The sequence below is a fragment of the Reichenbachiella sp. genome, assembly GCF_039969095.1.
Lineage (GTDB): Bacteria > Bacteroidota > Bacteroidia > Cytophagales > Cyclobacteriaceae > Reichenbachiella.
On sequence record NZ_JBDVOL010000010.1, the window covers coordinates 653,811 to 666,685 of the forward strand.

General features: G+C 39.4%; 14 protein-coding genes. 10 read left to right on the forward strand and 4 right to left on the reverse strand.

Annotated elements, in window-relative coordinates:
* Positions 1–21 precede the first annotated feature (21 nt).
* The gene (locus ABJH98_RS06060) at positions 22–1,206 is read left to right on the forward strand and encodes an MFS transporter (RefSeq protein WP_348306742.1); all 1,185 of its coding nucleotides are present in this window, start codon (positions 22–24) and stop codon (positions 1,204–1,206) included.
* Between the two features lie 4 nt (positions 1,207–1,210).
* On the forward strand, positions 1,211–1,912 hold the full coding sequence (locus ABJH98_RS06065) for a lysoplasmalogenase (protein ID WP_348306743.1): 702 nt from the start codon (positions 1,211–1,213) through the stop codon (positions 1,910–1,912).
* 120 nt (positions 1,913–2,032) lie between these two features.
* Here the strand turns inward: ABJH98_RS06065 and ABJH98_RS06070 are convergent, their stop codons facing one another.
* From ABJH98_RS06070 to ABJH98_RS06080, 3 genes are all read right to left on the reverse strand, one after another.
* A complete protein-coding gene (locus tag ABJH98_RS06070; protein WP_348306744.1) occupies positions 2,033–3,316 on the reverse strand; it encodes an amidohydrolase family protein in 1,284 nt (427 codons plus the stop codon).
* A 53-nt stretch (positions 3,317–3,369) separates the two neighbouring features.
* The gene (locus tag ABJH98_RS06075) at positions 3,370–3,828 is read right to left on the reverse strand and encodes a hypothetical protein (RefSeq protein WP_348306745.1); all 459 of its coding nucleotides are present in this window, start codon (positions 3,826–3,828) and stop codon (positions 3,370–3,372) included.
* Positions 3,829–4,464: 636 nt separating this feature from the next.
* Complete coding sequence (locus ABJH98_RS06080) at positions 4,465–5,337, reverse strand: RNA polymerase sigma factor RpoD/SigA (RefSeq protein ID WP_348306746.1); 873 nt, start codon at positions 5,335–5,337, stop codon at positions 4,465–4,467.
* Positions 5,338–5,647: 310 nt separating this feature from the next.
* Between ABJH98_RS06080 and ABJH98_RS06085 the strand changes: the two genes are divergently transcribed.
* Positions 5,648–6,097, forward strand: a complete 450-nt coding sequence (locus ABJH98_RS06085) for a CBS domain-containing protein (RefSeq protein ID WP_348306747.1) — start codon at positions 5,648–5,650, stop codon at positions 6,095–6,097.
* Between the two features lie 129 nt (positions 6,098–6,226).
* Here the strand turns inward: ABJH98_RS06085 and ruvC are convergent, their stop codons facing one another.
* On the reverse strand, positions 6,227–6,778 hold the full coding sequence (ruvC, locus tag ABJH98_RS06090) for a crossover junction endodeoxyribonuclease RuvC (RefSeq protein WP_348306748.1): 552 nt from the start codon (positions 6,776–6,778) through the stop codon (positions 6,227–6,229).
* A 71-nt stretch (positions 6,779–6,849) separates the two neighbouring features.
* Between ruvC and ABJH98_RS06095 the strand changes: the two genes are divergently transcribed.
* Genes ABJH98_RS06095 through ABJH98_RS06125 form a run of 7 tightly spaced genes read left to right on the forward strand, consistent with a single transcriptional unit; the run spans position 6,850 to position 12,875 of the window.
* Complete coding sequence (locus ABJH98_RS06095; RefSeq protein WP_348306749.1) at positions 6,850–7,791, forward strand: lysylphosphatidylglycerol synthase domain-containing protein; 942 nt, start codon at positions 6,850–6,852, stop codon at positions 7,789–7,791.
* 8 nt (positions 7,792–7,799) lie between these two features.
* Positions 7,800–8,906 (forward strand): glycosyltransferase, encoded by a 1,107-nt coding sequence (locus ABJH98_RS06100; RefSeq protein ID WP_348306750.1) that lies wholly within the window; start codon positions 7,800–7,802, stop codon positions 8,904–8,906.
* Positions 8,907–8,924: 18 nt separating this feature from the next.
* Entirely contained in the window at positions 8,925–9,176 is a 252-nt protein-coding gene (locus ABJH98_RS06105) for a hypothetical protein (RefSeq protein WP_348306751.1), read from the forward strand.
* Positions 9,177–10,391: a PP2C family protein-serine/threonine phosphatase gene (locus tag ABJH98_RS06110; protein ID WP_348306752.1), complete on the forward strand. Its 1,215-nt coding sequence runs from the start codon at positions 9,177–9,179 to the stop codon at positions 10,389–10,391.
* 2 nt (positions 10,392–10,393) lie between these two features.
* Positions 10,394–11,014: a polysaccharide deacetylase family protein gene (locus tag ABJH98_RS06115; RefSeq protein ID WP_348306753.1), complete on the forward strand. Its 621-nt coding sequence runs from the start codon at positions 10,394–10,396 to the stop codon at positions 11,012–11,014.
* The gene (locus tag ABJH98_RS06120; protein ID WP_348306754.1) at positions 11,011–12,087 is read left to right on the forward strand and encodes a glycosyltransferase; all 1,077 of its coding nucleotides are present in this window, start codon (positions 11,011–11,013) and stop codon (positions 12,085–12,087) included. The genes ABJH98_RS06115 and ABJH98_RS06120 overlap by 4 nt, the downstream gene beginning before the upstream one ends.
* A 23-nt stretch (positions 12,088–12,110) precedes the next feature.
* Complete coding sequence (locus ABJH98_RS06125) at positions 12,111–12,875, forward strand: TatD family hydrolase (RefSeq protein WP_348307243.1); 765 nt, start codon at positions 12,111–12,113, stop codon at positions 12,873–12,875.

The window sequence follows — 12,875 nt, forward strand, 5'->3', positions numbered from 1 at the left end:
ATTTAGTTTTGTGCGTCTACTATGAACAACACTCCATCTATTTTTACCATCCAGTTTGGCTTGCTTTGCCTGAGTGGATTCCTCTTTTTCGGTAGTTTCAATATGATCATTCCAGAACTACCTTCTTATCTGGATAGTTTAGGAGGAGGTGAATACAAAGGACTGATCATTGCCTTGTTTACTGTGACTGCCGGTTTATCAAGGCCATTCAGTGGTAAATTGGCGGATAAAGTCGGACGAATCCCTGTGATGGTGGTAGGTGCCTTGGTGAGTAGTATAGCTGCGTTAATTTACCCTTTTGTCACAGGGATTATTGGTTTTTTTGCTTTGCGTTTCTTTCATGGATTTTCTACTGGCTTCAAACCCACAGGTACCTCTGCTTATGTGGCGGATATCGTGCCAGCTGCACGAAGGGGAGAAGCGATGGGTATTGTTGGGTTCTTTAGTAGTCTGGGCATGGCGGCTGGCCCGGCAATTGGTTCTTTTATTGCCTCTACTGCAGGTTTAAATACTATGTTTTATAGCTCATCAGGTTTTGCTATTCTTTCTGTATTAATCCTTATTGGCATGAAAGAGTCACTGAAAGATCCGGAGAAGTTGTCAGCCAGTCATTTCTATGTAAAACCAAATGAGGTGCTTGAACCAAATGTAATTTCACCCTCCTTGATGATGATGCTTTCTGTGTTTTCGTTTGGTGCCATACTGACCGTCATACCAGACTTAAGCGATCAACTAGGCTTCCCAAATCGTGGCTTGTTTTTCACTTTCTTTACGATAGCCTCTTTATTGGTAAGAATAGTCGCGGGTAAGGCCTCGGACAAATATGGTCGGATTCCAGTGCTACGCATTGGCAGTATGATTTTATTGGTGGCCATGCTATTACTTGCTAATACAGACAATCAAATCATGTTTGTAATTAGTGGTGTGGCTTTTGGATTAGGGGTAGGGATTTGTTCGCCTACGATTTTCGCCTGGACGATCGATTTGAGTAATGAAGCCCACAGAGGAAGAGGCATTGCTACCATGTACATTGCGCTGGAAATTGGTATTGGTATGGGTGCGTTCTTGTCCGGTCTGATCTACAATAATGAATTGGCCAACATCTCTTTGGTCTTTTATATTGCTTCAGCTACCGTCTTAATTGGGCTCATCTATTTATATTCGAATCCGGTTAAGAAATTGGCACTAGCCAGTAAAGCAACATAATGAGATGAAAGACGAAAAAACTGCCCAAATCCTCAAGTACGTATTTATTGTCATTGCCGTAGCAGAACTGCTCAGTCATGCGATGGAATGGACTTGGCTCAATCAATTCACCAAACCGCTGTTGATGCCTGTGCTCTTGGTCTATTTCCGTAAGGGTCTGGAAGGACCTGTGAACTTATCTTTTATCCTAGCGGTGTTTGCCTTGCTATTCTCTTGGTTTGGAGATGTAGCTCTCATGTATGTGCACGAAAAAGAATGGTTCTTTCTGGTGGGATTGGGGGCTTTCGCAGTCGCGCAATCGTTTTATTTTTTCTCTTTCAAGAATGCCAAAACACAAGGGGGAGGAGATAATTTCTCGCCTATTCAGCATCTATTTAATGTTTTTCCGTTCGCCGTCTTTGCCATCGGTTTACTCTACACGCTTTGGCCATTTTTAGATGGATTGAAACTTCCGGTTTCGATCTATGCCACTTTGATCTGTCTGATGGCACTAGGTGCGGTGTATAGAAATGGACGTACCAGTACAGAAAGCTTCAATCAAGTAGTCTTCGGCGCCATCCTTTTCATCTTATCTGATGCCCTCATCGCCATTAATAAATTCTACGCCCCCATGGAAAACGCCTCCATCTGGATCATGGGCACCTACATCCTCGCGCAGTGGAATATCATCAATGGGTTGCAGAAGGATTATAATGAGAGGGTGTGATATTAACGATTAGCTACATGAGTACGCTCCTGAGTAGCTAGAAACACCGAAGCTTCCCTTTCGTATTATCATTTCAGATGGCCAGTTAGCATGTTCATTTTAGTGTTTGTAATGTGCTGGTTATTTCTCGTTTTTGTAAACATTTCCGCCTTTCATGACAAATTTCACGTTTTCCAATGCTTTAACATCTTTCAGTGGATTGGATTCAACAGCAATGATGTCCGCCAATAATCCCTCTTTTATTTCACCTCTGTCTGTTAGGTTGAGCATTTCAGCGGGAACTATGGTCGATGACCGAATAGCTTCTATTGGTTTCATTCCACGCTCAACCAACGCAGATAACTCCTTTGCATTCATTCCGTGGGGAATAAGAGGAGCATCGGTTCCAAGTGCAATTTTAACTCCTGCTTTTACTGCTTTTTCATGACTTTTTATAGCAATAGGTAAAATGTACTTACCTTTTTCAACAAGTCTAGGATCCATTTTATCATAACCTTTTGGTATTATATCCATTAATCCTGTAGTAGGGACAAGGTAAGTACCCTTTTCTATCATCAATTTGATCGCTTCATCATTTAATATGGAACCATGTTCAATAGATGTGACGCCCGCATTTACTGCTGCAATAATTCCCTCCGTACCATGTGCATGAGCAGCTACCGTGATGTGATGTCTTTTAGCTTCACCAACAATCGTTTCCATTTCTTCACTTGTAAGCTGCTGGGTACCAACTGATTCCTCTAAAGATAATACACCGGCAGTTGCCATAATCTTTATTCCTCTTGCACCGTATTTGATTTGATGTCGTACAGCTCTTAACACCTCGTCTTTACCATCCGCTATACCGTTTTCAGGCTCAGTATCCAAAATACCTTCTGCAAATCCCCCCATCATCGAAAGATCAGCATGCCCTCCAGTAATGCCAATCATGTGCCCACAAGGAATGATTCTCGGAGCTTCAATCCATCCATTTTTTTCTGCTTCGGACAAAGCAACGTCAATAAGCTCAATTGTAGGGTGTGTCTGCCCAATATTTCTTACGGTTGTAAAACCAGACATGAGTGTTTTTCTAGCGTTTTTTGCTGCTCTCAATGTTTGTTTACTTCCGCTTTCTGTGACAAGTTGATATTGATAGTTATTCTCAAAATTTATGTCTAAATGAACGTGCATGTCCATTAGACCAGGTAATAGAATTTGTCCTGATAGATCAATAACTTCAACAGTATCTGGGATTGAACCTGGGTTTATTGATTTTATTAATTCACCTTCGATCAAAATATTTGCTGGCTCAACAAGCTGACCCTTCTTTACATCAAGGAAGGCATCAGCTTTTATAAGTTTGGTTTGTGCATAAAGTGAGACAGTAAATAAGCATACAGTAATCAGGGTGAAAATCTTTTTCATATTTCAATTAAGTTTAGTTTGAATGATGTTTTTGACATGACGATCAGCGTCTGTTATCTACAGGGATTTTCGCTCGTGATATATCCTTGTTCAAATGCTTGTTGATAGAGTTCAGGTAGCCACTTTTCCCTATGCTTCTGATTCAGTTTGTTAGCCCGTTTTAAACTGACAAAGTCATAAATAACAGCAGGAATTAGTACAATCTCTAGTTGTTCACAGTTTTCACTTAATTCGATTGTTTCCCAGTCATAGCCGACCCATGAAACAAAGATTTTGGAAGTGTTCTCTGGTACTTCAATTTCGAAAAATCCATCTTTGTTTGATGTTCCAAGTTCAACAGTGTCTTCAGAAAAAACCATTGCACCGGGAGCTAGGAAAAATTCGGAATCCACATCCTTTTCATAGCTGGGTTCACTGATTATCACCTTACCCTGTAAAACCTTTGTTTGTCCAAAGGTTGTTAGACAGCAGGCAGTTAGAATAAAAGTTAGAAAGATGCTCAGGTTTTTCATGTTAGTTCAATCTGCGATGTGCACTACCTTGTAGATAACATCCGAATATAGTGCACAGTGCGTCATATATTCTTTATGTTTTATTTATCTATTTATTTTCTCAGAAGTGCTGCGGTTCGGCCAGCCATTCGGCGGGCAAGGTCTGGCTGCTGACAAGACCGGATGACAAGAATAGTAGAATCGTTGGAATATTGCAAGAGGCAGCAGCAGTTACCGATAAGGATGGCCACGTCGCGCTTCATTTGCTTATGAGATTGTAGTTCTGCAAGCTCCTCGCCATGACGGGTTTAAGTTGAGAGCTGAGTATGGTTGTGGAAATTGAATTTTTTTCCGTCATTGCGAGCGAAGCGCGGCAATCTTGGGCTTTAATAGTAAGTGTGAAATCTAAGAGTGGGTCACGTTATATCTTCACAAGATCACCTCATCGCCTTTGCTCCTGTCTGTCGACAGGCTGGTGACAAGGCGATCGATCTGCCGGAATGAGAGCAATTGCTGTGGATGTAGTCTGCTAGACGCGAGGGATTACCCGAATGCAGTGTCCTACGTCGACTTCATCGGGTAATGACGGTTGATTTTTGGACACAAAAAAACCTCAACTTTCGCTGAGGCTTTCAATATTTTTAAAATTGCTGTGGATCAAGTCGCACAGAATTCTTTCAATCTCTGATTCTTAGATGGCTCTCTCAATTTCTGTAGGGCCTTCTCTCTGATTTGTCTCACACGCTCACGAGTCAAGCCCATGATGTCACCAATCTCCTCTAGGGTGAATGGGTTGTCAGATCCGATACCAAAGCTCATTCTTACTACTTCTCTTTCTCTAGCAGTCAAAGTAGACAAGGCTCTGATGGTTTCTACTTTCAACGAATCGTTGAATACCATCTGACCATCTGTAGGAACTGTTGTTTTGTTTTCCAACACGTCCAATAGAGAACCAGACTCATCTTCACCGAAAGGCGCGTCCATAGACATCTGCTTCACTTCAGCACCGAGTGTGTTTCTTACTTCGCTAGGCTTCATGTCTAGGATATCAGCCAATTCCTCTTCGGTAGGCTCTCTCTCGTACTTCTGCTCTAGTTCAGCATAAGCTCTTCTGATTTGGTTGATCGCACCAGATTTGTTCATCGGTAATCTTACGATTCTCGACTGCTCAGCCAAAGCTTGCATGATCGACTGACGAATCCACCATACGGCGTAGGAGATAAACTTAAATCCTTTCGTTTCGTCAAATTTCTTAGCGGCCTTGATTAGACCTAGGTTACCTTCGTTGATCAAGTCATTCAAAGGCAAACTTCTGTTTTGGTATTGCTTGGCAACAGATACCACGAACCTCAAGTTCGCTTTTACTAATTTTTCAAGAGCAAGATCATCTCCTTGTTTAATTCTTTGTGCTAATTCTACTTCCTCATCAGGAGTAATCATTGGCACACTACTAACTTCAGTAAAATACTTTTCAAGCGTGTGGCTTTCACGTCTGTTAGTAATCGATTGTGTGATCTTCAGTTGTCTCATATGATATTGTTTTCCTTTTTTAGGGCTCTCTTGCCTAGTACTAGTATAAACGAGCCCGCAAATTTAATATTTTATACGGTTTATTTCTAATAAGAGATTAACTATTCTGACATAATTAACACTCTTTTATAAATAAAGTTCAAACATCAATGGGTGGTCAAAATTCCTAGGCTCGGCATCAAACTAATAAACATATCGCAAATATCCTACTGAAATTGTATTTTATGAGGATTTTGCTTGCTAATTGATCTAAAATATGGTAATATAAGAGTTCGTCTAATTTCAACTTCTAACTAAATCAACCATGGTAATGAACTTTAAAGGCGCTCGTGTAGAGCAGGAAAAAGGAATCAAATATGAGACTATTGCTGACTACATGGCCAAAGACTTAATCACTTTCAGACCTGACCAAGAAATTGCAGAAGCTATCGACATCATGTTGAAAAAGCGAATTTCGGGTGGACCCGTACTCAACGAAAAAAGAGAATTGGTGGGGATGTTATCCGAAAAGGATTGCTTGAAGGTGTTGGTACAGTCGTCCTATCATAACATCCCAAGTGGAAAAGGTAAAGTGTCTGATTTTATGTCCAGTAATGTGAAAACCCTTGAGATGGATATGGATGTAGTGGCCTGCGCCAATGAGTTTTTGAATACCTATTTCAGAAGATTTCCAGTGACAGAAAATGGAATTCTGAAAGGACAGATCAGTAGGAGGGATATTATGCGTGCTGCTCAGAAGATCAAATCTACGACTTGGTAGGAATCCTCTGGCCTTCGTCATTCGCTTTACTTGTCAAGGGAATCTGTCTGCAAATTACCAGCAGATGCTCCGGATAGACCGGAGCATGACGTCGAATTATAATAGAGTTGTAAAGGGACTAAACATAACTCACTTCACTCTATCCGGATTGTCAGACAAAAAGGCCTTCCAACTCTTAGCGGAGGCCTGTGGTTTTCCTCCTTGATAGTGATGACACAGTGCCACGGCTAGTGCATCTGTCGCATCCAAGAGTTTGGGTATTTCTTTGAACTTCAAAATAGACTGTAGCATAGCTGCTACTTGTTCTTTGGAAGCATTGCCATTTCCGGTGACAGATTGTTTTACTTTTTTCGGTGCATATTCTGTGATTGGAATGTCTTTGGTCAAAGCCGCGGCCATAGCTACGCCTTGCGCTCTTCCAAGTTTGAGCATCGATTGCACGTTTTTACCAAAGAACGGTGCTTCTAACGCGACTTCGTCTGGCCCAAACTCCTCAATCACATGAGTGACTCTTTCAAAGATTTTCTTGAGTTTTAATTCGTGTGATCCATATTTACTTAAGTGGATGACACCCAATTGAAGTGTGGTAATTTTACTGCCCTTCACTAAAATGATACCATAACCCATCACTGTGGTGCCTGGGTCTAGTCCTAAAATGATTTTTTCCTTAGTTTTATTCATGGAGTTGGATAGCATTGCAAGATAGAAAGATTACCTTTTATGAAAAGTGACTTTAAGTCTAATATTGGAATATGATTAAGACATTGGCAAAATATCGAAACAGTGGTTGGGGCAAAGCCATTTGGCTCCTCTGGACTTGGGTTTTGCCTGCTGTTATTCTTGTTGTCGTGGTCCTGAAGTTTATGGGGGATGGCGAAAGCCTGTCTTTACTGCATTCAGTTCCAGTGGCTCACAAGCTGGGAATCGTATTGTGCGTGGGCTTGCTACCGCTCAATATCGGGATCGAATCCTGGAAATGGAAATTCATTTTAACAAGGATGGATGAAAAAACAATTTGGGCCTGCACCAAAATTATATTGGCCGGAAAGAGCCTGAATGTAATCAGTCCATTTGGAGTTGGAGATGGTTTTTCCCGGTTCATTGGATTATCCGAAAAATACAGAGATCAAATTTTTGCTGCTTTAGCTGTTGATCGATTTTCTCAATTGCTTCCTACTTTAATGTTTGGCACAATGGCAGTTGTTTATTTGTTAAACAGAGGATTGGAAGTTCCTGTTGATGTTCTTTTTTTAGCTTTTTTAGTTTCCACTATATTGGTACTAGGTGGGGTTTTGGGATTGTATTTTTATAGAAATGGCTTGAAGAAATACTTATTTTTATTGAGTCAGCTCAACACATCATCCATTTTAAAATTATTCTTGATGTCTACTGGACGTTATGTGGTTTTTGTGTTTCAGTTTTACTTTGTTTTTTGGGCATTGGGCTGTGACTTGGATATCATCACTATGCTGTTTGGTATCGCATGGATATTTTTAATCAAAACACTATTACCAGACCTGTCAGTTCTTGGAGATTTAGTAAAGCGAGAAATTTCTGCTACGCTATTTTTTAGTTTTTTTGTCACTGACTTAAGTGTCGTTCTATTAGCTAGTTTTCTAGTTTGGCTGATCAATATTGTTTTCCCTGCTATTCTAGGACTATTCTTCGTTTCAGACTTAAAGAAATCATTTTGATTTATTGGATGGCTGGTATTGTTACCCTGCTCTATGGGTGTATTTTGCTTTTGCTATTGTGGTTTTGGCGTTCGCGAAAATTTCCTGTTTTATCTTCCAAAGAGAATCAGAACGTTTTTGCTACGATTATTATTCCAGTTAGGAATGAATCTAAAAATATAATACGTCTCATTCGATCAATTCATGAAGGAGAAAAAGATAAACAAGGTTTCGAAATCATAGTAGTGGATGATCACTCTGAGGATGATACTAAAGCAGTAGTCAAGTTGCTGCAATCGGAATATGAAAATTTGAATTATGTTGAGCTTTCAGCAAACCATTTGGGTAAGAAAGCTGGCATAACATGGGGTGCCCGTTTGGCGAAAGGCGATTTGATTGTCTGTACGGACGGAGATAGCGAAGTTGCTAGCGGTTGGTTGGATACTCATAAACATGCGTTTGCAAGCGGAACAAAATTAGCTTTCGGTCCAGTAAAGTTATTCAATCTAAATGGGTCAAGGTGGATCGATATGCTGAATCAGGAATTGGCTGCTTTGGTGGGAGTAGGGGCTGCTACTTTGCAAATGGGTAAGCCTACGATGATCAACGGATGTAATTATTCCTTTTCAAAAGATGCTTTTGAGGAAGTAAATGGTTTTACAGGCAATGAAGAAATTGCATCTGGCGACGATGAGTTTTTGCTTCGAAAAATTCACAAAACTTATCCAAATCAAATCAAATTTTTGAAATCAGAAAAGGCCTTAGTTACCAGTGAGCCACCCAAAAACTTGAGTGAATTTATCAACCAACGCAGACGATGGGCGTCCAAATGGAGATTTCATCAAGATGGGTTTTCTATGATTGCGCCTCTTTTTATTTTTTGTATATACAGCATTTGGGGATGGTTATTGATAGATGCTTGTTCGACGATGAACCCACTTGGTTTTTTCGTGTTGAGTGCAAAATTTGGTATAGACTATTTATTTATTAACAGTGTAAGTAGAATTCAAAACAGTAAAGTGTCCTTATTCAGTTTTATCTTGCTGCAAATTATTTATCCATTTTATGTTGTATTCTTTGGGCTAGCTTCTAATTTTGGAAAATACAGGTGGCGAGACCGAATCCATAAAATCTAATCCTAAACCCAATCGAGCATGAGTGATCTCGAATTTGACATATTGGACGAATTGTATTTCTTAATTCATTACAACGATCTAAAGGAAACCTTGGGATTATCGGATGAAGATTTGAAGCCTATTCTGGCTAAAATGGTAAAGAAGAATTGGTTGCGCTGCTACGATGAACCGGACGTCGAGTTGGATGCAGCAAGCATTGATATAGAGATCAATTTCAGAAAATATTATTACCTAGCCTCAAAAGAAGGACTAAAGGCACACACAAGCTAAATGGGACAAACCAAGACCATAGAATCAGATCTCAAGGAACTGGAATTGAATGCACTGTTGGAGGTAACAGAAGCAATCAATAACAATCTGTCTGAAGAGTCTTTGTATAAGATTTATCATTTCACCTTGTTGGCTAATCTTAAGGTGAAAAAACTGGCACTTTTTGTACAATCAGAAAGTGAATGGAATTGTAAAGTCTTTTTTGGTGTGGATCAAGCGCTTATTTCCAGCATTCCAGTAGATAGCTTTGAAGATGAAGTGAAAGTAAAAAGCTTGCGGGATGCTGAATGTCATGATTTTGATCACATCATACCCGTGTTACACAAAAGTAAATTACTGGCGCTGGTATTTGTGGGAGACATTGCTGAAACGGTGGAGGGATTTACGAATAACTCAGCCACTACATTTCTAGAAGCGCTTACTAACATTATATTGGTGGCGATAGAAAATAAAAAGTTGGCTCGTCAGCAATTAGAGCAGGAAGCATTCAAAAAGGAATTGGAGATTGCCAAACAAGTTCAAAATTATCTATTCCCGAAGAACCTGCCAGCAACGGATCAATTTGAGGTGGCTGCTTTTTACCAACCGCATCATAATGTAGGGGGAGATTATTACGATTACATCCCAATTGATGAAGACCAATTTCTGCTATGTATCGCTGATGTGTCAGGCAAAGGAGTTCCTGCTGCTTTGATGATGTCCAATTTTCAGGCTTCATTGCATACGTTGGTACGTCAGACGAATGATTTGACTACAATAGTTTCAGAACTAAACCATCAAATCAAATTCAGTGGTAATGGAGAGATTTTTATTACATTTTTTGTGGCTATCTACAGCAAGTCTCAACAAACGCTACGATATGTGAATTGTGGTCACAATCCGCCTTTACTTCAGGTCAACTTTAAGGAGGACATAGAATTGACTAAAGGAACTACAGTCTTGGGTATGTTTGAGCCATTGCCTTTTGTAGAAATGGGAGTCATTGAAAACCTAGCTGAATTTTACCTATTTTGTTACACAGATGGATTGAATGAAGCCATCAATCCAGATGAAGAGGAATTTGGAGAAGACCGAATCCTAGAAGGAATCAAAAGTGTGCAAAATTCTAGGCCCAATGAATTAAACCAAGCCATGATGGATGCAGTCAATAACTTCCGGAAAGGGCAAGAATACCGCGATGATGTGACGATTCTTTCTGCAAAATTCAAATCTTAAACTTGGGATTCTATTTTCATAGAATACCGTCCCTATTCCAAAAACTGTTTACACATCATATTTGGACCATCCCAAATTCGAGTAACGAAATATATCTGACTTTTGATGATGGGCCAACGCCAAAAGTATCGGAACAAATACTTCATATACTTGCTGAATACAATGTCGTAGGAACGTTTTTTTGTTTAGGAAAGAATTTGAAAAATCAAGAAAGACTTATTGAAAAAATGTACACGCAGGGGCATCAATTGGCAAATCATGGTTTTGAGCACTTGGATGGATGGAAAATATCAAAAGAAGAATATTTTGATAATCAAAAAAGAGGGGAGCAAACTTTGAATGAATATTCATCAAATAATAAAATTGCATTTCGTCCACCATACGGTCACTTTAGAGGTGGGAAATCTGCCGTGCTATGGTCATTGATGAGTGGTGATTTTGATGATAAACTTTCAAAAGAAGAGTGTCTTTCTCAATTGATTTCAAAAACAAAATCAGGAGATATCATTGTCTTCCATGACAATGAAAAGTCGTTTGACACACTCAAGTGGGTACTGCCTAAATTTCTTGATTTCTGTAAAGAGCAAGGATTTACTTTTGGTGTAATTCCTAATAGTTTATGATATTTTCAATTGTCATCGGGATTGTTTTTATATGGATGATTTTCCTTGGAAGTTTGTTGTTTATAAAAACAAAAAAAAAGGATCAATTATCTGACAAGCAGCCATTTGTGTCCATATTGATTGCTCTTCGCAATGAAGAAAGTCAAGTCCAAGAATTATGTGAAAGCCTCAATGATTTAAGCTATCCTTCTTCAAAATATGAAATACTTTTTGGAGACGATGATTCGCAAGACCATACATTAAAACTTCTGGAAAAGTATCAACCGGAAAATGCTAAAGTGATTTCATTCGATGAGAAAGAATCAGGTGCATTTGGTAAACAAAAAATCTTGGCTGAACTCTCGAAATTGGCCAGAGGAGATTATTTCCTTTTTACAGATGCTGATATGCTCTTTCAGCCCAACTGGATTGAAGGCTCATTGAGTGGGGTGTCGGATCGAAATGAATTAATAGTAGGTCTAACTACAGTTTCAAATAGCAATTGGCAGTCTTCCATTCAAAATTTAGATTGGTTGTTTAATCAATACATCATCTCATGCTTTTCTAAGCTGGGTATTTTTCCGACGGCTTGGGGAAATAACATGCTGATTTCTCGAAAGAATTATGAAGCAGTTGGCGGGCATCAATCGTTGGAACCAACTGTAGTAGAAGATGTGGCACTATTGCGGGCGTTAGTAGCGAATGGAGGAGAATTAGTGGTAAACGAAAATGCAGCAGCAGTTGCCACCACCAAGCCTATCACAACTATGATGGGGCTTCTTCATCAGCGCAAACGTTGGATGCAAGGTTTGGTAGGGTTGAACCCTTCAGTAATACTAACCGGAATAGTCAAGTTGTTGTTCTGGCCAGCTTTGATAGTACTTTCTTTTTATGGACTGCCTTGGTTGGTGTTAGGTCTGATCACAATAATTATTAAAATGGTCATCCTAAAAAGGATGTCAAAGATTACTAAATCTCGTTTTTCTCTGATTCATCTTCTCCTCTTTGAAATCTATGATTTCGTCTTTTATTTCTTCACATTTGTATTTTATGTACTTCCAATTGATTTGAAGTGGAAGGGAAGAAGGTATTAATCAAAATTGGATTGTCATTTGGAATGCAGTTAGTAGAGACCCACGCACATATATATTCGGATAAATTTAAAGATGATTTGGATGAAATGATCCAAAGATCAAGGGAACAAGGCATTGAGAAAATTTACATGCCCAATATAGATAGTGAATCAATTGATGCTATGTTGGAACTCGAACACCGTTATCCGGGATACTGTATTCCAATGATGGGTCTGCATCCCTGCTCAGTAGATCATAATTTCGAAAAGGAACTGTATATAGTAGAAGATTGGCTCTCAAAAAGAGATTTTGTAGCGGTTGGTGAAATGGGGACAGATTTGTATTGGGATAAATCTCATTTTGAACAACAAAAGGAAGCTTTTAATATCCAATCTAAATGGGCCATTGAAAAGGATAAACCAATAGTCATTCATTGTCGTGAATCTATTGACGAAACCATTGCATTGGTAGATGATCTCAAAACAGAGGATTTCAGTGGGATCTTTCATTGTTTTTCTGGGACTGTCGAACAAGCCAACCAAATTATTGATTTAGGGTTTTTGTTGGGTATTGGAGGAGTGGCGACTTTCAAGAACGGTGGATTAGAACCAGTACTTGAATCAATCCCATTAGATCATTTGGTATTGGAGACGGATAGTCCTTATCTTGCGCCGGTCCCACATAGAGGTAAGCGAAATGAACCGGCTTATCTTGAACTAATAGTGGAAAAAATTGCTACTGTTAAAAAAATGACCAAAAATGAGGTGGCGAAAGCTACCACCGAAAATGCGAACCGTATTTTCAATTAA

What these genes read in the sequence shown, in the direction of transcription:
- ABJH98_RS06060 (WP_348306742.1), top strand. Translation starts at nt 22, where the DNA reads ATGAACAACACTCCATCTATTTTTACCATCCAGTTTGGCTTGCTTTGC.
- ABJH98_RS06065 (WP_348306743.1), top strand. Translation starts at nt 1,211, where the DNA reads ATGAAAGACGAAAAAACTGCCCAAATCCTCAAGTACGTATTTATTGTC.
- ABJH98_RS06070 (WP_348306744.1), bottom strand. Translation starts at nt 3,316, where the DNA reads ATGAAAAAGATTTTCACCCTGATTACTGTATGCTTATTTACTGTCTCA.
- ABJH98_RS06075 (WP_348306745.1), bottom strand. Translation starts at nt 3,828, where the DNA reads ATGAAAAACCTGAGCATCTTTCTAACTTTTATTCTAACTGCCTGCTGT.
- ABJH98_RS06080 (WP_348306746.1), bottom strand. Translation starts at nt 5,337, where the DNA reads ATGAGACAACTGAAGATCACACAATCGATTACTAACAGACGTGAAAGC.
- ABJH98_RS06085 (WP_348306747.1), top strand. Translation starts at nt 5,648, where the DNA reads ATGAACTTTAAAGGCGCTCGTGTAGAGCAGGAAAAAGGAATCAAATAT.
- ruvC (WP_348306748.1), bottom strand. Translation starts at nt 6,778, where the DNA reads ATGAATAAAACTAAGGAAAAAATCATTTTAGGACTAGACCCAGGCACC.
- ABJH98_RS06095 (WP_348306749.1), top strand. Translation starts at nt 6,850, where the DNA reads ATGATTAAGACATTGGCAAAATATCGAAACAGTGGTTGGGGCAAAGCC.
- ABJH98_RS06100 (WP_348306750.1), top strand. Translation starts at nt 7,800, where the DNA reads ATGGCTGGTATTGTTACCCTGCTCTATGGGTGTATTTTGCTTTTGCTA.
- ABJH98_RS06105 (WP_348306751.1), top strand. Translation starts at nt 8,925, where the DNA reads ATGAGTGATCTCGAATTTGACATATTGGACGAATTGTATTTCTTAATT.
- ABJH98_RS06110 (WP_348306752.1), top strand. Translation starts at nt 9,177, where the DNA reads ATGGGACAAACCAAGACCATAGAATCAGATCTCAAGGAACTGGAATTG.
- ABJH98_RS06120 (WP_348306754.1), top strand. Translation starts at nt 11,011, where the DNA reads ATGATATTTTCAATTGTCATCGGGATTGTTTTTATATGGATGATTTTC.
- ABJH98_RS06125 (WP_348307243.1), top strand. Translation starts at nt 12,111, where the DNA reads ATGCAGTTAGTAGAGACCCACGCACATATATATTCGGATAAATTTAAA.